The sequence below is a fragment of the Plantactinospora sp. ZYX-F-223 genome (genome assembly GCF_039649625.1).
Lineage (GTDB): Bacteria > Actinomycetota > Actinomycetes > Mycobacteriales > Micromonosporaceae > Plantactinospora.
The window spans coordinates 166,599-187,220 of record NZ_JBDJAV010000001.1; the positions used below are offsets into that span (position 1 = coordinate 166,599).

General features: G+C 71.6%; 9 protein-coding genes. 6 read left to right on the forward strand and 3 right to left on the reverse strand.

Translation table 11 applies throughout. The annotated features are described in order from the left end of the window. Positions 1 to 361 precede the first annotated feature (361 nt). Positions 362 to 838 carry a hypothetical protein gene (locus tag AAH979_RS00645; protein WP_346256201.1) on the forward strand — a complete coding sequence of 159 codons (477 nt, stop codon included), beginning with the start codon at positions 362 to 364 and terminating at the stop codon, positions 836 to 838. Positions 839 to 862: 24 nt separating this feature from the next. Here the strand turns inward: AAH979_RS00645 and AAH979_RS00650 are convergent, their stop codons facing one another. After that, the gene (locus tag AAH979_RS00650) at positions 863 to 2,272 is read right to left on the reverse strand and encodes a CBS domain-containing protein (RefSeq protein ID WP_346256202.1); all 1,410 of its coding nucleotides are present in this window, start codon (positions 2,270 to 2,272) and stop codon (positions 863 to 865) included. A 226-nt stretch (positions 2,273 to 2,498) separates the two neighbouring features. On the opposite strand from AAH979_RS00650, the gene AAH979_RS00655 reads away from it, so the two are divergent. From AAH979_RS00655 to AAH979_RS00675, 5 genes are all read left to right on the forward strand, one after another. Then, positions 2,499 to 8,960: a DEAD/DEAH box helicase gene (locus tag AAH979_RS00655; RefSeq protein ID WP_346256203.1), complete on the forward strand. Its 6,462-nt coding sequence runs from the start codon at positions 2,499 to 2,501 to the stop codon at positions 8,958 to 8,960. After that, on the forward strand, positions 8,957 to 11,245 hold the full coding sequence (locus tag AAH979_RS00660) for a UvrD-helicase domain-containing protein (RefSeq protein ID WP_346256204.1): 2,289 nt from the start codon (positions 8,957 to 8,959) through the stop codon (positions 11,243 to 11,245). The genes AAH979_RS00655 and AAH979_RS00660 overlap by 4 nt, the downstream gene beginning before the upstream one ends. A gap of 352 nt (positions 11,246 to 11,597) precedes the next feature. Next, positions 11,598 to 13,937 (forward strand): SulP family inorganic anion transporter, encoded by a 2,340-nt coding sequence (locus AAH979_RS00665; RefSeq protein ID WP_346256205.1) that lies wholly within the window; start codon positions 11,598 to 11,600, stop codon positions 13,935 to 13,937. 287 nt (positions 13,938 to 14,224) lie between these two features. Next, positions 14,225 to 14,941: a carbonic anhydrase gene (locus tag AAH979_RS00670; RefSeq protein WP_346256206.1), complete on the forward strand. Its 717-nt coding sequence runs from the start codon at positions 14,225 to 14,227 to the stop codon at positions 14,939 to 14,941. 42 nt (positions 14,942 to 14,983) lie between these two features. Further along, positions 14,984 to 15,388, forward strand: a complete 405-nt coding sequence (locus AAH979_RS00675) for a hypothetical protein (protein ID WP_346256207.1) — start codon at positions 14,984 to 14,986, stop codon at positions 15,386 to 15,388. A 40-nt stretch (positions 15,389 to 15,428) separates the two neighbouring features. Here AAH979_RS00675 and AAH979_RS00680 read toward each other — a convergent pair whose 3' ends face one another. Continuing rightward, complete coding sequence (locus AAH979_RS00680) at positions 15,429 to 18,374, reverse strand: hypothetical protein (RefSeq protein WP_346256208.1); 2,946 nt, start codon at positions 18,372 to 18,374, stop codon at positions 15,429 to 15,431. Positions 18,375 to 18,607: 233 nt separating this feature from the next. Further along, entirely contained in the window at positions 18,608 to 20,605 is a 1,998-nt protein-coding gene (locus AAH979_RS00685; RefSeq protein ID WP_346256209.1) for a M14 family metallopeptidase, read from the reverse strand. Positions 20,606 to 20,622: the final 17 nt, after the last annotated feature.

Consider the following 20,622-nt stretch of genomic DNA (forward strand, 5'->3'; position numbering starts at 1 on the left):
ATATTCCGAAGTCGATCGGTACCTGGGAGAGCCATGGCGATGGACGTGGCAGGTGCTGTCCCGCCCGCTCGACGAACTGGACCACGGCATTGAGTGCGCTAAGAAACAACGGAATGCAACAGGTGTCTGATGTCCGTCATCTTCTGGGCCGAACTCGTGTGGCCTCGCCGGCCATGGACAGGTCGATGAGCAGGGCAAACTTTCGATCCTGCTGTCCTGGACGGAGGCGACGGCCCGGCGGTGCTCGGCCGACTGTCTCGCGAGCTGTTCGGTGGCTGACGACCAGGTCATCCGGAGTGCGCCGAGCATCCCGGACGAGGGTCAACCGTTCGTCCTGCGCCGCAGGGCACTCGTGTGGATATTGGCCCTGCAACCGGTCGTGTGGCTGGGCATCCTGTCGCCGCTGTGCGTTCCGGCCATTGCTCCGTCCGGAGTGCCGTGGACCCCCCTGGTGCTCGTCCTGCCCCTCCTGATCGTGATGCTCTTCGCCATCCTCCGCGTCATGCCGAAGGTGACCGGGGTCTGGCTGGCCGCCGATCCGGGCGGGGTCTGGGTGCGGGCACGGAGTCGCACTGGCGCGGATGTCTTCGCCATCCGGGCGCCCTGGAGCCACATCGAATCCATCTTTGCGATCCAGACGAGTCGTACGGACGTCTCGGGCGGACCTTGGACGCTGGTGGTCCGGGTCAAGGACCTGCCCACCACGCTACGTCCACCGGATCAGCCGGGGGCAGATCGCGCCACGTTCACGGTGAGCACCTGGCTCTCGAACTACTCGGCCCGGGTCGCGATCGACGTACTTGCTCAGCTCGCGGCTCAGCGCGCTCCGGTCGGTTGAGCACCCCACCGGGGTAGCGCCGCATCACTTGTTGAAGGTGCGGATCAGGTCCAGGAAATGCCGAAGCCTGTGCACGTCGGCGGCCTTCACCGGGTCCGGGTTGAAGTGCATCACGCCGTTGCGCACCTTTCGGAGATGGTCGAGACGGCTGATGAACACCCTGCGGTGCAGCGGCCAGCCGAGTCGCTCCCAGCATGCCGGGTTGTCCAGCACGGCCTGGTAGTTGCCCATCGTCATGGCTTCGAACGACCTGAAGGTCTGACCGGCGGCGGTGCACGCCCGCCGCACCGTTTCGGCGTCGAAGGTGCCCTGGATCAGTCGGCGCAACTCCTGGTCGACCTCACCGATCAGCAGGAACGGCGTCGCCGTCTCGTCGTACTTGTTCACCACGTCAGCCGCGGTGATGATGCCGGAGATCTTGCGGTCGAAGTCGCGGACGAAGATGAACTCCTCCCGCTGGAGCGTGTCGAGCGCGCGCAGCAGCCGTACGTCGTAGTCGAAGACCTGGGCAGGCACGATCATGCTGCTGAACGAGGCGTTCGGGTTGGCGTGCTGGGCTCGGGCGATCGATTTCCAGCTCACCGCGCCGTGCAGGGTTCGTGGATTCGTCAGCACCGCGAGCTGCGAGAAGTCGTTGAGCAGCATGGCGGTGATGGCCTCTTCCACCGAGGCGGACGGCGAGACGGATACCAGGGTGTCCTCGGCGGAGAGCAGGTTGCCAAGGGTCAGCCCGATCTCGGCATCGCTCTCCTCGACCAGGTCCGCTTGAAGCGACCCTGAGTCGTCGGCGATCGGCGCGCCGGCCGGGACCTCGTCGACGGGCTCCGGCGGGGTGATCAGTCGGACCGTCCGGTCGAGGCTGACGGCCCGGAAGTCCGGGGCGGTGGTCAGGCTGTGGTTCGCCAGATCGCCGTCGATCTGCCGGATGACGTCCCGGTCCCGGTCCTCGTGTCCCCACCAGCGGAGTAACTGGCGCACGGTCAGCGTTTCCGGGTCACCGGCCTTGGCCTTCCGGCGTGCGAGGTCGAGTCGGGCGAAGCGCTCCCGTGCCGCGCCCTGGTTGGATTCCTCCCTGGTGACGGCGTCTGGCGGAACGGGCTCGTTCGCGACCGACTCCAGTAACCGCTGGCGTAGCTCGTGCAACGTCGGACCGCCCTTGCCGACCCGCCAGGCTTCCCAGCCAGGTACGGCGACCAGCCCACTGGCGGCGCTGCCGGCGGCAGATGGCGTGCCGAACTCCCGTCCGTCGGGCAGTCTCAGCCGACCCGGCGCGATCACCGTCGCCTGGTGGGGTATCTCGCCCAGCCGCTGCTGGAAGAAGAGCTCCTGGCCCGGCTTGAGTAGTCCGGCCTCCAGCAGGTCGGATATCCGTACCCGGCGGCCGTTGATCAGGATCTCGCGGCGGGTACGGGACGAGGCGTCGGTCAGGGACATGCCGGATGCCACTCCAGGGGTGAGTACGGTGGGGGGCTGGAATGCTACTGACGGTGGCGTCGGGGTGACAAGGAACCCGGCCACCGCACCGAGAGTCTGCTCGGCGGGGCGACCCGGGTTGGGCCGGTCGGTAGCTGAACTGTCACCGTTCGTCCGTCTACCTTAGACACAAACACGACAGATCACGCTAGACATAGACGAGTAGCATGCCTGCGGTGAGTTGCTCATGAAGCCCACGATCGCCGCCGACACCCTTCGCAGGACGCTCACCCAGTACCTCACCACCACCTTCGGGCTGACCGACGAGCCGGTGCGGCGCGGGTTGGAAGCCTTCCTCACCCACCCCGAGCAGGGCATCTTCCGGGGTCCGTACCTGAGGATCCGGACCCCGTTTCGGCCGGCGTCGGACGACTGGCGTTCCGCACTGGACTGGGCGCCGACCGGCTTCACGCCCTACCTGCACCAGGCGAAGGCGTTCCACCGGCTGTCCACACTAGGCAAAGGCGCCGAGCCGACCCTGATCACCACCGGCACCGGCTCCGGCAAGACCGAGGCGTTCCTGATCCCGCTGCTCGACCACTGCCGGCGGGCCAGACGGGAACGCGGGCCGGGCATCAAGGCGATCCTGCTCTACCCGATGAACGCACTCGCCACCGACCAGACCAAGCGACTCAACGAGCTGCTCGTCGAGAATGCCGCACTGCACCAGGTCACCGCCGGTCTCTACATCGGCGACGTGGCCGCCGTCGGATACCCGAGGGTGCTCACCAAGCGGTCCGAGATGCGGCGTACCCCGCCGGACATCCTGATCACCAACTACAAGATGCTCGACCTGCTGCTGCAACGCGCCGACGACCTGCCGCTCTGGGAGGGCGCCCAGCCGGCGTACGTCGTACTGGACGAGTTCCACACCTACGACGGCGCCCAGGGCACCGACGTGGCGATTCTGTTACGCCGGCTCGCCGCCGCGCTCGGCCTGTCCACCGAGGACCGGCCACTCGGACCGATCTGCCCGGTGGCCACCTCCGCGACGCTCGGCGAAGGCCGGGGCAGGGACGGCCGGACCGCGATCCGCGAGGTCGCCGAGCAGGTCTTCGGGGTGCCGTTCGAGCCGGACTCGCTGATCGGGGAGGACCGCTACGAGCCGGCCGAGTTCATCGCCGAACAGGATTTCAGCCTGCCGCTGCCCGATCCGGAGACCCTCGCCGCGCTCGACGGGCGCGACACCGAACGGCTCACCGACCAGGTCGCCGAGCTGGTCCTCGGCGAGGTGCCCGCCGACCCGGCCCGCCTCGGTGCGCTACTGCGCCAGCACCCGCTGACCAAGGCGGTACTCGACTCGCTCGGCCCCGACCCGCGCACCTTCGAAGAGGTCATCGAGGTGCTGCCGCGGAAGAACGCGACGGGCTGGGGCAGCGCGATGAAGACCCGGCCCGAGGTCACCGCGCAGGCAATCGCCAGGTTCGTCGGCCTGCTGGCCCGCGCCGAGAATCCGGACGCGCCGGGCCGTCCGCTGCTCAACATCGAAACCCACCTCTGGGTACGCGCGGTTTCCCGACTGCTGCGCGGGGTCGGCCCGGAAACCACCTTCGGCTGGTACGGCGAGCCGGAGCGCGACGCCGACCCGTTCGCGCCGGAGATCGACCAGGTGGTGGCGGACAGCCGGTACGAGCGGCTGCCCGCCGTCTACTGCCGGCACTGCGGGCGCTCCGGCTGGGCGGCGCTCTCCCCGGAGAAGGACCCGCAGGAGCTGGAGACCGACCCGGACAAGATCTACCGTGGCTCCGTCGGCCGGGACAAGCGGCGAATCCGGGCGTTCATCGCGGCCACCGCCGACGAGATCCAGCACCGCGACCGGGGTCTGCTGGTCCTGGAGTACGGCCGCCGGGTCCGCCCGTTCGACCCCGCCCGGGACCGGGCCGGGCGGCTCGGCGACGAGTCGACGGTCGTCCTCGGCGACCTGCTCGCGCTCGACGCGGCCGAGAAGGACCGCTGCCCCTCCTGCGAACTCGACCACGGCATCCGCTACCTCGGTGCCGGCCTGGCCACCCTCGCCTCGGTCGCGATCACCCAACTCTTCACCGGCGGCGAACTGGCCGGCGCCGAACGGAAGACGCTGCTGTTCAACGACTCCGTACAGGATGCCGCGCACCGGGCCGGCTTCGTCGCCAACCGCTCGTACGCGTTCTCGCTGCGCGCCCTGCTGGCCCGCCAGCTCGAACCCGGTAGGCCGGTCGGACTGGACGAACTGATCGTCGACATGATCGGAGCCGCCGTCGAGCCGGAGATCCTCTCCACCGTCGTCCCGCCCGACCTGCACGACCAGCCCGGCGTGGACAGCCTGCTGGCCGGGGACAACCTGCGGGACCGCAAGGCGTGGACGCTCGTCGGCGAACGGCTCGCCTTCGCCGCCATCCTGGAGACCGGGCTGCGGGCCCGGCAGGGCCGGACCCTGGAGCTGACCCGTACCGTCGCGGTCGAGGTCGGGCTCGACGACCCGGCCGCGGCGGCGGCGCTGTGCCGGGACGTACACCTGACCGGGCCCGGCGCCGACGGCGGCCCGCTGCCCGACGACGCCCGCTACCTCGCCTTCCTGCGTGGCCTGTTGGAACGGCTGCGTACCCGGGGCGCGATCTACCACGAGTGGCTGGTGCCCTACCTGCGGCGCGGCGGCGCCCGCTGGCAGATCTGGGGCGGTCGGCCGGAGGGGATGCCGGCCTTTCCGCGCGGGCTCTCCGGGCCGGCCTTCCTGCTCGCCAGCCCCAAGTCGCGCTCCGAATTCGACGCGGTCACCGCCAAGGGCAACTGGTACCAGGACTGGACCAGCCGGTGCCTCGGCCTCGACGCGTCCGGGGCCGCCAGATATCTGGACCGGCTGATGCCGGCGCTGGCCACCGCCGGAATCGTCGCGGCCGGCAACACCGAGGACGGCAACCGGGCGTACGGGCTGCTGCCCGGCCACGTCCGGGTGACCCTGCTCGGCGACGCCGCCGCGATCACGGCCGGGATCGGCTGCGACACCTGCCACTGGCAGCAGACCGAGCACCCGGACCGGGTCGCCGGCTGGACCGGGCAGCCGTGCCGGCAGTACCGCTGCGGTGGGCGGCTGCGGCCCGCCCTCGACGACACCGCGCCGGACGACTACTACCGGCGGCTCTATCTGGAGAGCCCGGCGTTCCGGGTGGTCACCGGCGAACACACCGGCATGCTCACCCGGGCCCAGCGGGAAACCGTCGAGGAACGATTCCGCACCGGCGACCGGTACACCGACCCGAACGTGCTCTCCTGCACCCCGACCCTGGAGATGGGCATCGACATCGGCGCCCTCTCCGCGGTGGTGCTGGCGTCGCTGCCGACCGGGCCGGCGAACTACGTCCAGCGGGCCGGCCGGGCCGGCCGGAAGAGCGGCAACGCCCTCGTACTCACCCTGGTTGGCCGCTCCGAACGGGACCGCTACTACCTCACCGAGCCGCGCGACATGATCGCTGGCCAGATCGTGCCGCCCGGATGTTTCCTCTCCGCCGTCGAGATCCTCCGCCGGCAATATCTCGCGCACCTGATCGACCTCGCCGCCCGGGGCCGGCTGCCGGGCGTACTGCCGCTGCCCCGGCGTGCCCACCTGCTGTTCGGCACCACCGGCTGGCTCGGCACGCTGGCCGACGCCGGCCAGCGGGACGGTGCCCGGCTGGTCGAGGGATTCCTCGGGCTGTTCGGCGACAAGGTCTCGGACGTCGCCGCCGAGCAGCTCCGGCACTTCGCCGACGCCGGGCTCACCGACCGGGTGAAGCGGGCCGACGCGGCCTGGGAGGACCGCCGGGGCGACCTGCAACGGCGGCTCGCCGGCATCGACGCCGTCGCGGGGACGCTGGTGAAAAGCGATCCGGACCACGCCCGCGAGCTGAAGATGCTCAAGTCGGAGGCCCGCGAGGTACGCAAGCTGCTGCACCGGATCGCCGGTGCCGCCGCACACGGCACCCTGGTCGAGTTCGGGCTGCTGCCCAACTACGCCCTGATCGACAACCGCACGCTGCTGGACGCCACCCTCACCTGGGAGGAGAAGATGCCGGACGGCAGCCGGCGGTTCCACACCGAGTTGCGCGAGTACGACCGCCCGGCCCGGCAGGCCCTGGTCGAGATCGCGCCCGGCAACGCCTACTACGTACGCGGTTACAAGCACGAGATCTCCGGGCTGGACCTCGGCCCGGCGAACCGGCCCGCATACGAGCGGTGGCGGATCTGCGCCCGGTGCGGGTACGCCCGTACGCACCTGGCACAGGAGGACACCAGCGCCTGCCCGCGCTGCGGCGACGACGGGCTGGCCGACCAGAGCCGGGTCTTCAACGTGCTGCAACCGACCCGGGTACTCACCCGGGACCGGCGCGACGACGCCCGGATCCGCGACGACAGCGACGACCGGGAGCGCCGCTTCTACGTCACCCCGATCACCGTCGACGTCGACCCGGGCCAGATCGACTCCTCCTGGCGACACACCGGAGACACCTTCGGGGTCGACTACACCCGGCACGCCATCATCCGGCACTTCAACCTCGGTGCCCAGCGGTACGACCGGGCCAGCGAACTCTTCGCCGGCGACGAGGTGCGAATCAACCCCTTCCACACCTGCGACTCCTGCGGCGGAACGACGATCGACGGCCAGCCCACGGTGAGCCAGGAGGTCGCCGCGCACCTTGCCGGGTCGGCGGTGGCGAAGGAGGCGGAACACCACCGGCCCTGGTGCCCGCACCGCCGGTCGCCGGGCACGGCCAGCCACATCCCGCTGATCCTCGCCCACGAACTGCGGACCGAGGCGCTGCGCATCCTGATCCCGGCGGTCACCGCGCTGGTGGAGGAGCGGGTCGTCTCGTTCGCTGCCGCCGTACGGCTCGGCATCGCCGCCGAGTACGGCGGCGACCCGGCCCACCTGCGGGTGCTCTCGGCGACCATGCCGGATGCGCAGAGCGGCGGCACCCGCAACTACGTGGTCGTCTACGACACCCAGCCGCAGGGCACCGGCTACCTGCACCGACTCGCCGATCCGGACCAGTTCCGGCAGATCCTTGCACGGGCCCGCCAGATCATCGGCAGCTGCGTCTGCCAGCACGAGGGCCGGACGGCCTGCCACCGGTGCCTGCTGCGCTACGCCCGCAACAGCGAGTTCAACCTGATGAACCGGGACGAGGCGCTGGGGATGCTGAGCCGGCTGCTCGACACCTGGGCGGTGCTGCCGGGCACCCGCACCAACGACATCTCGCTGATCCACCAGGTGGAGAGCGAGCTGGAGATGCGGTTTCTGAACAAGCTGCTGGCCTGGGCCGGCGAGCTCGGCTCCGGCGTACGCCTTGAGAAGCGTACCGACCACGACGGCGCCCGAATCGCGGATCTGCGGTTCACCGCCCCGAACGGGGTCGACGTCACGCACTGGCAGATGAAACTGCAGAACACCATCCGGGGCACCCGACCGGACGTGCACTTCCGGCGGCTCGACGCGCCGGCCCCGGAGATCGCGGTCTACCTCGACGGGTTCAAGTACCACGCGTCGCCGGAGTACAACCGGCTCGCCGACGACGCCGAGAAGCGCAACCGGCTCCGGGCCCACGACTTCTACGTCTTCGGCATCACCTGGGACGACGTCGACGGCTGGCGGAACAACGCGGACGGCACGAGCGCCATCACCTGGGAGCCGTACGGCGGGCTGGCGAAAAAACGGGCCCGGGACCTCTACCGGCAGTCCGTACCCGACGCCGACCCCGCCGACCTGGAGCGGTACGTCTGGACGAACCCGGTCGACCTGCTCCTGCGGTTTCTGGCCGAGCCCGACCCGGACCGCTGGCGGCGTCGTGCCGAGGCGGCCCTGGCCGGTCTGCTCGTGCAGGCCACCGAGAAGCCGAGCACGGCCGACTCGAGCGGCATCGGCGAACGGATCCTCGCCGCTGTGCGCGGCGAGCCCCTGCCGCCGGCCCGACCGGGCCGGATCACCCTGGTCCGGTCGGTGGATGCCGCCGACTGCCCGGTTACCGTCGTCGTCGACGGCCGGGCCGCTGACCGTGTCTGGTCGGCGTTGGCTGTCATCGACGACCGGCCGGAGGCCGTGAACGCCGGAAGCGACGAGCGGCGCGAGCGGCACCGCCGCCGCTGGGCCGGCTGGCTGGCCTGGGCGAACGTCGTCCAGTTCCTCGCGGCAGGCGGCGGCGACGGCGCCCAACTCGCCCGGACCGCCCTGGACGACTTCGATCCGGCCTCGATGGCGGTCTCCGAAGGCACCGGCCTGCGGCTCACCCAGCGGCCGATGCCGATCGACGCGGAGACGACCACCTGGCTCGGCCTCTCTCCGGAGGCGCCCCCGCCGGACGACGATCTCGCCGACGTGGATTCGCCGTGGCAGGACGTGCTGCACTACTTCAACCGGGACGAGTCCGCGCTGGAGGCGCTGGTGCAGACCCTCATCCGGCGTGGCCTGCCCGTACCGGTCGTCGGTTACGAACTCGGTGACCAGGGGTGGCCGGCCGAACTCGCCTGGCCGGAACAGCGGGTCGCGGTCGTCCTGTCCGGCTCCCCGGACGATCCCGAGATCACCGATCGGGACGGCGCGTACACCGCTGCCGGTTGGCGGGTCGGTACCGCTCGGGAATGGTCGGCGGAGGAGCTGACCGACCGGCTCGTGCACGGGGATGGGGGAGGGCGTCAGTGATTGCCAAGGCCGCGACGTTGCGGATGCTGGACCGCGCCGACAAGGAGGTTATGAAGCTGTCCCGGGCCGAGATCGGCGCCGTCTACGAGTTCATGCACAAGTTCCGGCACAACCCGAACAACCCGGGCCTGCGACTCAAGCAGCTCGGCGGAAGCTCCCGACTGTGGTCCGCACGGATCAACCAGGACCATCGGGCCCTGCTGTTGCACATCGTCGACCAGGACTACCTGCTCGTCGCGGTCCGGCACCGCAGGGACGTCTACGAGAACCTCGACCGGTACTCGTACCGGATCAACCGGGTGACCGGCGGGATCGAGGTGATCGATCTGGAGCCGGTGGGCGACAGCATCGTCGGTCGGGTGGTGTCGGCCGACTCGTCCGTGGCCGTACCGGAGAGCGGGCCCGACGTGGTCGAGCCGGGCGGGCCAGCCGTCTCGACCGGATCGGGCGGCCCGGCGGCCGACGGCCTGCCGGTCGTGCCCGCCCCGACAGCGGCGCCGCTGTTCGAGCGGTTCACCGACGCGCAACTCGTCGAACTGGGGGTCGCCGAGCCGCTGCTGCCGCAGATCCGCGACCTGACCAGCGAGACCGGGCTGCTGGAGCTGAGTGAACGGGCTCCCCAGCTCACCGCCGACGTGCTGCTGTCGTTGCACGACGGCAAACCGTACGACGAGGTGCTCACCCACATCACCGAGCCGGTCCGGGCCGGTGAGGCGGTCGACCCCGACGACTACCGGACGGCGGTGGAGCGGCCGGCCACCCAGGTCTCGTCGGACGACGAGGCTCTGCAGGCAATGCTCGCCGAGTCCTTCGACCGGTGGCAGATCTTCCTGCATCCCACCCAACGCAGGCTGGTCGAGAAGTCGTACCGGGGGCCGACCCGGGTCGGGGGTGGTCCGGGTACCGGTAAGACCATCGTCGCGCTGCACCGGGTAGCCCACCTGGTCCGGAGACTGCCTCCAGGGGTGGACAAGCCGATCCTGCTGACCACCTTCAACCGCAACCTCGCGGCGGACCTCCGTACCCGGTTGATCGCGTTGGGCGGGCAGGAACTGGTGTCCCGGGTGGACATCGTCAACATCGATCGGCTGGCCAGCCGGGTCGTCGCCGAGGCGAAGGCCGGAGCGGGCAAGCGGATCGTCGACGACAACAAGGTGCCCGAACTTTGGCAGAACTTCCTGCTGGAGACCGAGGAGGACTCCGGCTGGGACCCGGAATTCCTGGCCGCCGAATGGACCCAGGTCATCCTGGGCCAGGTGCTCGGTTCCCGGGCCGAGTACTTCAGCGCCCGCCGACCCGGCCGGGGCCGCACGCTCAGTCGTGCCGAACGGGACCAGGTCTGGCAGCTCACCGAGCGGTTCACCAAGTGGCTCGACGACCAGGGCAAGTGGACCTGGCGGCAGGTGGCCGAACGGGCGGCCCGGCTGGAGATGGACCGGGCCGCGCGCAGCGAGGGCCTGCCCCCGGAGGACTCAGGTGGATTCCTGCGGCACCGCTACCGGCACATCGTGGTGGACGAGGCGCAGGACCTGAGTGCCGCGCACTGGAAGATGCTGCGTGCCATGGTCGCGTCCGGACCGGACGACCTGTTCCTGGCCGGCGACACCCACCAGCGCATCTACGACAATCACGTCACGCTCGGCAGCCTCGGCGTCAACATTCGCGGCCGGTCCGCCCGGCTGACCCTGAGCTACCGCACCACCCGGCAGATCCTCGCCGCAGCCCTGGAGATCATGAGCGGCGAGACGTACGACGATCTCGACGGTGGCGCGGAGAACCTCGCCGGCTACCGTTCGCTGCTTCGGGGCGGGGTGCCGACGTTCCGAGGCGCCGGGTCGTGGCATCAGGAACGCGAACTGGTCGTCGGGCAGCTGGCGGCGTGGGGAACTCCGGTCGATGGTTCGGTGGCGATCGCCGTGCCCACTCGGGAGCTGGCCGGCGAGGTCGCCGCGCGGCTGGAGGCCGACGGGATACCCGCGGTGGAGATCGGTCCCGACGGGCCGAAGCGACCCGACGGCGTACACATCGGCACGATGCACCGGTTCAAGGGACTCGAATATCAACGAATCATCATCGCCGGAGTCAGCGACGGACTGGTCCCCCGGCAGATGATCAGCCGGTACCGGGACACTGATCCAAAGCGCTACCAGCGGGAACGGCAGCGTGACCGTTCCCTGCTCTTCGTCGCCGCCACTCGGGCCCGTGACGAGTTGGCCGTCTTCTGGCACGGTAAGCCGAGCCCGTTTCTTACCAGTCGGTTGGTGCAGCCGCGTCCGGTCGAATAGCCGCTGGTCGACGTACCCGCGATCCCGATCTGGGTCAGTCCTCGGGATATCGACCTGGAGCATCTGCATCCGAAGTGAGCGGAGGCGGCCGACCGGTCGCGGCGACGGGCCGACTCTGGTTTCCGGGTCGGCCCCTCGCGATTTGTGGATGCGGGACAGTCCGGCGGTGGTGCCCGTGTCGATTCTCAAACCGGGAAAGTGATTAATCGTCACTATAGGGATTCATTCGAATCTAAAGCTAGAATCCTGACGAACAGCGACGTTCCCCTCTTAGGCCAATTATCGGAAACGCAGTCGTGTCCGGACCGGCAACGACCTCCGCCGTTCGTGTGGCGGAGCCGGAGGAGGAACCATGTCGCCCACGATGTTCGGCCTGGCCGAGACATCGCACCGGCTCCGCTCCTGGGCCTGCGGAAGCCTGCGGTACGACCTGCCGGCCTCGCTCGTCGTCTTCCTGGTCGCGGTGCCGCTGTCGCTGGGCATCGCGGCCGCCTCCAACGCCCCGGTGGCCGCCGGACTGATCGCGGCCGTGGTCGGCGGAGTGGTCGCCGGCCTGCTCGGCGGGTCGCCGCTCCAGGTCACCGGCCCGGCGGCCGGACTGACCGTGGTCGTCGCGGAGCTGGTGAGCCGGTTCGGCTGGGCGGCCACCTGCGCGATCACCGCTGCGGCCGGGCTGTTGCAGGTCGCGTTCGGGTTGTGCCGGATCGCCCGGACCGCGCTCGCCCTCTCGCCCGCGATCGTGCACGGCATGCTCGCCGGGATCGGTGTCACGATCGTGCTCGGGCAACTGCACGTGCTACTCGGCGGCGAACCCGGCACCACACCGCTGCGCAACCTGATCGACCTGCCGGCCCAACTGGCGACCCGGCACGACCACGCGGCGCTGATCGGGCTCACGGTGATCGGGCTGCTGGTGCTCTGGCCCCGGCTGCCGAAACCGGTCCGCCGGATACCCGGCCCGCTCGTCGCGGTCACCCTGGCCACCCTCGCCGCCATGGTCTGGAACGACGTCGACCTGGCCCGGGTGGAGATGCCGGGGTCGCTGCTGGCCGCCGTACACCTGCCGGCGCTGCCCGATCGGGACTGGTCGGCCGTTGCCGCCGCGGTACTCACCGTCGCCGTGATCGCCAGCGTGGAGAGCCTGCTCTCCGCCACCGCCGTCGACCGGCTGGCCGCCGACCGGGCCGCCCGGGACGGCCGCCGGACCACCCCGACCAATCTGGACCGGGAGATGATCGGCCAGGGCCTGGCGAACGGCTTCTCCGGCCTGCTCGGCGGGCTGCCTGTGACCGGCGTCATCGTGCGCAGCTCCACCAACGTCAACGCGGGGGCCCGGACCCGGGGCTCCGCGGTCCTGCACGGGGTGTGGGTGCTGCTCTTCGCGGTCCTGCTGGTCGTACTCGTCGAGCGGATCCCGATGGCCGCGCTGGCCGGGCTCCTCGTCGTGGTCGGCCTGCAACTGGTGAAGATCTCCGACATCCAGCGGGTACGTCGGCACCGCGAACTGACCGTCTACGTCGTCACCGCCCTCGGCGTGGTGGTCTTCAACCTGCTGGAGGGGGTCCTGATCGGACTCGTTCTGGCGGTCGTGTTGATCCTTCGCCGGGTGGTCTGGGCCACGGTGCACGCCGAGCGGGTACGCGCCTGTCCGGCGGGCCGCGAGCACTGGTCCGTGCACGTCGAGGGGACACTCAGCTTTCTCGCCATCCCGCGGCTGGCCATGGTCCTCGGGCGGGTGCCGCCGGGCAGCACCGTCGACCTGGAACTGGTCACCGACTTCCTCGACCATGCGGCCTTCGACCACCTCGACTGGTGGGTACGACAGCACGAGAGCACCGGCGGGCGGGTACACCTCGACGAGGTGGGCCCGGCTGCCCTGCGCGGCGACCACCCCCGGCCGTCCCGGCGGATCCACGCCCTGGTGCCGCCACGCTGGTTCTCGCCCTGGTCGAGTTGGCAGGCCCGGCACCCGGACGGGGCGGGCGAGCCGAACCGCGCCGACCAGCCCGGCTCGGCGCTGGCCGCGCTCCGGCCGCTGCACGTCGGGGTACGCGAGTACCACCGTCGCTCGGCCGCCCGGCTGCTGCCGTTCCTCATCGAGATGGGCGGCGGGCACAAGCCGCACAGCCTCTTTCTGACCTGCGCCGACGCCCGGATCGTGCCCAACGTGATCACCAGCAGCGGGCCGGGTGACCTCTTCACGGTGCGCAACATCGGCAACCTCGTCCCCACCGACCACACGGCGGAATCCTCGGTGGCGGCCGCCGTCTCGTACGCCGTCGAGGTGCTCTGCGTGCCGGCGCTGCTGGTCTGCGGGCACTCCGGGTGCGGGGCCATGCAGGGGCTGCTCGGCGGGCGTGACGAGGAGGAGAGCCACGTCGGGCGCTGGTTGCGGTGGGGGCGGCCGAGCCGGGCGGCGTGGCGGGCGGGACATCCGGTCGGGCTGGCCGCCGCCCGGGACGGTCGTGCCGAGGTCGACCAGTTGGCGATGGTGAACGTCGCCCGCCAGGTGGCGGTGCTCCGGGAGTTCCTCGCCGCCCGTGGCGTCGAGCCGGGGAAGGTGTCGGTGCAGGGGCTGTTCTTCGACATCCCGACCGGCCTGCTGCTGGTCCTCGACGAGCAGCGGCAGCGGTTCACCTCGCCGCCGGACCAGGAGTTGGAGATCAGCGGCACGGGTTTCGTCCGACCCTAGGGCGGCTCGGCACTGGGGCCAGTGAGGACCTCCTCCGGGTCTGGGGCTTCGGCAGGGTAGTGCCACGGCAGTGGCGTCCGCAAGGGACTCCGGCCTGATTCCCACCGACCGGTGAACCTTTTTCAACCTGGACCGCGCGGCGCTCACGCACCGCGTCCGACCTTGCGGTCCGCCGGGCCGCAAGGGGAGGTTGAAAAAGGTTCAGTGTGGAGGGCGCTGGACAAGTGGCGCAGGCAACTCCCGACGGTCATTCAGGTTCGGCGCGGGGCGGCGTACGTTCACGGCTTGTGAAGATTTTTCCAGAAAAGTCGACCCTCTCCCGACGTTCGCTGCTGGCCGCCGGTGGACTGACCGCCGTCGGTTCCGTCGCCCTCGCCGGGCCGGCCGCCGCGCAGCCCCCCGGCGACGCACCCGTCGACAACCCCCGGGCCGCCATCGCCCGGCTGCTGGACGGCAACCGTCGCTTCGTCCAGGGCCGCGGGCGGCATCCGCACCAGTCCCCCCGGCACATCCGCGATCTCGCCGACGGGCAGGACCCGTTCGCGATCGTCGTCGGCTGCGCCGACTCGCGGGTACCCCCGGAGGTCCTCTTCGACCAGGGCCTCGGTGACCTGTTCGACAACCGGGTCGCCGGCAACATCGTCGACACCATCATGCTCGGCAGCATCGAGTACGCCGTCGAGCACTTCGCCCCGCCGGTGCTGCTGGTCCTCGGCCACGAGCGGTGTGGTGCGGTCTCCGCCGCCGTCGAGACGATCGAGAGCGGTGGTACCGCCCCGGGCGCGATCCAGGCGATCGTCGAGGCGCTGCGCCCGGTCGTCGAGCCGCTGCTCGGTGGGCCGGGCGACGTGGTGGAGGCGGCGGTCCGGGCCAACGTACTGGCCCAGGCGCGGCATCTCGCCGAGGCCAGCGAGATCATCGGCGAGAAGGTGCACGCCGGTGAGCTGGCGATCGTCGGAGCCCGGTACGACCTGGACAGCGGCCGGGTCACGCTGGTCGACTGAAAACCCGTACCGGTCGACCGGGCGGCCTGCGATCCTGGCCGGGTGGCGCCGATCCGCACCGCCGTACTCGTGGGACTCTTCTCGGCCAAGGTCCGCGATCACCAGGACCAGTTCGACGCCCTCGAAGCCCGGCTCGGCGCGCTCGGCGTGCGGGTGTGCGGACGCTTCCTCCAGCGCCGGGGCGTCTCCGACGGCGGCGTACGGCTGCTGACGGCGCCACTGTCCCGCAGGTTCCTGATCCGGTCCGGAAAGCTGGCGCAGGTCGCCGAGGCGTGTGAGACGGACCACGTCGACGTGGTGGTGTTCGTCAACGACCTGACCGGTTACCAGCGTGCCTCTCTGTCGGTGCGGCTCGGGCGTCCGGTGCTCACCCGGGCCGACGTGACGCGGTCAGGGCAGTCCCTGGTCCTGGCCGGCAAACGGCACCGGCGCCCACGCCGCCGCTGACGGCGGCGCGGGGGCCGCGCGGCGACCGCTCGGACCCGGACTATCGGTGCGGGCCGTTGGCCCGGGACCAGAGCGGGACCCAGCCGCCGTCGGTCAGCCACGACGAGGGCAGCAGCAGCCCGTGCGCGGCGATCCGGTCCCAGAACCCGTCGGGTACGCCGCCCAACTCGATCGCGTCGGGCCAGCCGGACTGCCAGCCCTCGTCCCGGAGCGACGACTGCGGATAGCCCGGCACCCGCACGCGGCGACGCGGCACCACGACGGTCACGTCCGGAGTGGACGGCAGGGCGTGCGGGTTCCCGGTGGGCGGGCCGCCCCAGGAGGTCACCGCCAGCGCGGCTGCCCGGAGCAGCCCGAGGTGCGGCCGGGCCCGTACCGCGTCGGCCAGCTCGGCGGCGTCCTGCCTTAGCAGGGTGCCCAGGGCACCGCGCAGCCGCAGCGCGACCAGGTCGGCGGTACGGGCGACGGCGACCTGTCCGACCCGGGCCAGCGGCCGGAGCGAGCCGGGCAGCGGCGCGTCCACCAGCAGCGGGGCCAGCCGGTCCAGTGTGGGCGGTGCCGGGGTGCCGGGGCGGGACGGGACCAGGGCCCGTACCGCACGGGCCAGTGGGCGGTGCCCGCTCGCCTGCCACAGCGCGACCAGACCGGGTCCGGCCGGGTCGGCCAGGGTGAGCCGACAGGCCCGGGCGACGGCGGCCGGGGTGGCCCGGCGCAGCGCGGTGAGCGCGTCGTGCGGGTCGGACGCCGGTGCCGCCGGTGCGCCGGCCAACCAGGTCGCCAGGACCGCCAGCGTCTCGACCGCCCGCACGGCTTCCGGCTCGGCGACCGTCGCCGCCGCCAGTTCGTCCAGGCGGTGGCCGAGGTCACGCAGCACCCGTACGGCGGGTCGGGTCCGGGCGGCCCGGGCTGGCCGGTCGGAGGCGGTCTCGTCGTGCGGGCCCGCCCGGCGCGGCTGCGGGATCGCGCGCTCGGGCGGGGGGACGGCGCGGAGCCAGCTGGCGGTCCGGCGCAGCAGCACCGGATCGGGATCCTCGTTGAAGCGGGCCCGGATCTCTTCGAGCCGCCAGCCGCGCGCGCTCGGCCGCAGCTCGGCGTTGACCAGGATGCGGCCGTCCGGCGCGCGGAGGGCGATCAGCGCACTCCGGCCCCGGGTCGCGTCCTCGACGTAGTGCGGACCGGCGATGCAGTTGCCCATGTAGTGCGACCAGTCCGCCAACTGCCGGGCCGTCCGGGCCAGCTCGATCCGGGCGTCGGTGCCGGGCAGCACCGTACCGTCGAAGTGCTCGACCGGGGCCGGCACGGCGAAGGCGGCGGTCAGGGCGGTGGCGATGGTGGCGTCGTCGACCAGCCCGGCGACCAGTTCCGGCCAGCTCCGGCAGCGGGGCGGTACCTTCGCACCGAGGTCCACCAACTGTGCGGCGCCGGCCACGGCGAGCGGGATGGACTGCGACCGGGGCACCAGGGGCTCCTCCGGCGGTGCCGGATCGGTGTCGGCGGTCGGGCCGTGCCGGTGCGGGGAGATCACGGCGTGCGGGTGGCCGTTGAGCTGGGCGAGCGCGTCGGCGAGTTCGGCGTACCAGAGCAGGTCGCCGATGGTCTCGACCTCGGCCACCGGGCGGTGCGGTGCGGCGCGCAGCCGGTCGGCCAGCGCTGGGAGGGGCGGCGGCTCCGCACCGAGGATCGGCTGCTGGTCCCAGCGCCCGGCCAGGCCCGGCGACAGGTAACCCACCCGGTCCCGCCAGTCGGCCAGCGGCCGGCCGGCCCATCCGGCGAGCTGTTCCCGCAGCGAGACCGAGTCTTCGCCGACGAGCGAGCCGACGAGGTCGTCGACGGCCGCCAGCACCACCCGGCCGTAGTCGCCGGCCCGGGCCAGCCGCTGCCCGAGGTAGCTCGCCGCCCGGGAGTCGAGCGGTTCGCCGGGGCGGCTCCGGGCGAGAATGTCCCGCAGGTACGACCCGGGGCGGGCCGGCAGGCCGGTGAGGCCGGGCGTCCGGCGGGCCGACAGCGACGCCTCGGGCCGGGACAGTTCGGCGGCCGCCGCCTCGATCTCGTGCCGGTGTCCGGCCAGGGCGGCGTCGAGGCCGCGGTCGACCGCAGCGACCGCGACCCGGGCCAGCACCGTCGCCGCCAGCGCGTCCCGGAGCACCCGGGTTGCCCGGGTCAGCCAGTATCCGGCCGACGGCTGCCACAGCGCGGCCCGCAGCACCGTCGGCTCGGGCCCCAACTCCCGGCGCAGCCGCAGGGTCAGCTCCTCCTCCTCGTACCGCCGGTAACGCGCGGTCAGGTCGGCGGTGCGATCCTGCCGGCCCTGCGAGGCGCGCAGCCGCTCCCGGCGGAGCCGGGTCGAACCGTCGGCGCAGACCCGCTGCCACAGGTCGGTCAGCAGGACGAGGCGGCGTGGCCGGGGCACCCCCCGGAGTACCCGGGTGAGCTGCCCGCCCACCACCGACGGCAGCCCGACCGGGAACGGGTCGACCCCGTCCGGTGCCCGCAGTTCCAGTACCCGGACGAGATGTTCCGGCCCGAGTACGTCGCTCGCCGCGACCGCGAAACGCAGCACCGGCCACCGACCCTTGTCGAGTACGGCCTGCGCGGCGGCGCCGAGCGGCTTCGTCGCGTCCGGGCCGAAGAGCGCGACGAGTACCGCCCGCCGGTCGCCGAGCCGTCCGGCCAGCCCCGGCACCATGAGGGCGGCGAGTACGGCGTCCCGCCGGTCTCCGGCGGCACCCTCGGCGCGGGCCGAGTGGAACCCGTATCCGAGGTCGACGCCGGCTCCGGCGGCCAGCGGGCCACCGGCGGCGAGCAGCCGGGTGAGTTCCGCGATCGCCCGGTCGGCGGCCTCCGGCCCGGCCGAGCGGGGTCCGAGCACGACCGGACTGCCGGGGACGGCTTCCCCGTCCGGGTCGACGGCCCGACCCCGTGGACCGGGGGCCCAGATCCGCCGGTCCGGTCCGGGCACCACCCCGCCCGACAGCCGCAACGTCACGAGTTCATGATGCTGCCGCTGTCCACCCCATTTACCGGTCCCGGATGATGCCCGATCGGGCATACCATGCGGTGGTGCCGCTGATCATGTCGTACTTTCCGCAGGTCAGGACCGATCCGACCGCGCGCCGGCCTGGCGGCGCCGGATGCTGAGCCCAGGCGTCGTCACCGCGCCCCGGGACTGCGGGTGTCCCCGCCCCGCGGGTCGCGCGGGGCGGGGACGACGTGCACCGGTCAGCGCAGCCGTGCCGGTGCGGAGTCGAGCCCGCCCCGGACGCTGACCGCCCGTACCGTGACCGACTCGGCCTCGGTCTTGCTGACCCGCAGCGTCACCCGCTGCCTCTTCCCGCCGTCCAGGAAGAACTGCGGAGCCTCGCCGACCAGCCGCGCGCCCTGCACCTCGACGGTGTCCGGAGCCACGATCTTGACTTCCTTCGCCTGCTCCAGCGCGGTGGGGATCCGGCCGGTGTTGGTGACGGTGGCGGTGATCTCGTGCGTCGCGCCGTCGCTCTGCCCGTCCCGGAGCGTGCGCACACCGACCTGGGAGAGCGCCACCTGCGGCAGCGACTCGGTCAGGTAGATGTTGAACCGGGCCTGGTTCGCCGCCCACTGCCCGATCAGGTCCGGCGAGGGGTTCTGCGCCCAGAACTTCGGGTTGATCCCGCCGACCTCGACCGCGCCGAGCAACGGGTGCTGAATCTTCGTCCAGGGCAGGAAGCAGTTGGTCCGCCGGTTCTCGGCGCACCACCGCGACCGCTCCCAGTCGGCGAACCGCTGGTCTTTGTCGTAGTCGACGAAGTCGCCGCCGTTCCAGATCTCGTCGCCGTACCAGACAGCGCCGTACTGGAAGTAGCCGAAGTCCGGGCCGTGCCCGAAGAGCGGCTCCGGGTCGCCGCCGTTGCGGGTGGCGTAGTCGATGTAGACGCTGCCGGAGTACCGGTAGCCGGTGAAACCGACGCCGGCCCGGTCGAAGTGCTCGTAGAGCTTGCGGTCGCCGGCGTACATGCACTCGACCGGGTCGCAGGTCGACGGGCCGCGCAGGTGCATCGGCACCCGGGTGTCCATGCTGTTCACCGCGCCGATGTTGGTGTGCGACATCAGCCAGGTGTAGACGTGCCGGGTCTCCGGCTCCGACAGCGGGTACTCGCCGGCGCCGACCTGGGTGAGGTTCCGGCCGGTCTCGTCGTAGCCGGGCATGACGTGCCAGTTGTACGGGTAGTTCCGGTGCAGGTCGAGGCCGCCGACGCCGTCCTCGTTGTCCCGGCCGTCGCCGTCGTTGTCGACCCCCTCGGAGAACATCAGGTAGTCGCCGTTGCCGGCCCCGACGCTGCGCATCACGACCTTGGCCGGATCGCGGTCGTCGACCACGTGGCTGCCCTTGCCGGCGCCCACGTACTGCCGTAGCTGACTGAGGTAGCCGTCGCCGTTGAGGTCCTCGCCGGGGTCCTCGTCGAGCTTGCCGTCGGCGTCGTTGTCGGTCGGCCGGACCGACGAGCGGTTGGTCTGGGCGGTGTAGAGGTAGAGGTTGTGCCCGTCCGGGTTGTTGACCGGCCGGATGTAGACGGTCTTCTCGTCGAGAATCCGGTCCACCTGCCGGTCCCGGCCGGCCCGGCTGATCAGGTGGTGCGCCAGCCAGAGCGAGCTCTCCGCCGAGGAGACCTCGCCGGAGTGCCGGTTGCCCTCGAAGAACGCGGCCGGCTTGTCGGTGTCCTTGCCGGTCGACTTGTCGGTGATGGTGAGCTGATAGATCGGCTCGCCGCTGAAGCTCTCGCCGACGATGTAGAGGTCGACGATGTCCGGCCGCTGGTGCGCCCACTTCTTCAGCCACCACTCGATCTCGATCCCGGTGTGGAAGTGGTCGAAGTCCAGCTGGCCCGGCTTCTTCGGCTGCACCTGCGGATACCGTACGACGGCGAAGGTGCTCTCGCCGTCCCGCTCGCCGGCGACGGTGATGGTCGGGGTGGTCGGGGTGACGCTGCCGGGGAACGGTCCCGGGTCCGCCGCCGGCTGCAACCCGATCGGGTACGTCGGCGCCGCCGACAGTTCGGCGTCGTCGAGCGCGACCGGACCGCCGGTGCCCCACAGGGGCGTACTCGCCAGCACGACGGCGGCGCCCGCCAGCAGGGTCACCAGCTTCGAGGTCGGCCGCCGGACGGTTCGGGGTACGGGCGGCGGGATCGGCTCGCCGGCAGCGGGTTGGTCGGGTGAGGGTCGGGTGATCTCGGAGCCCACGGTAGATCTCCTGTCGT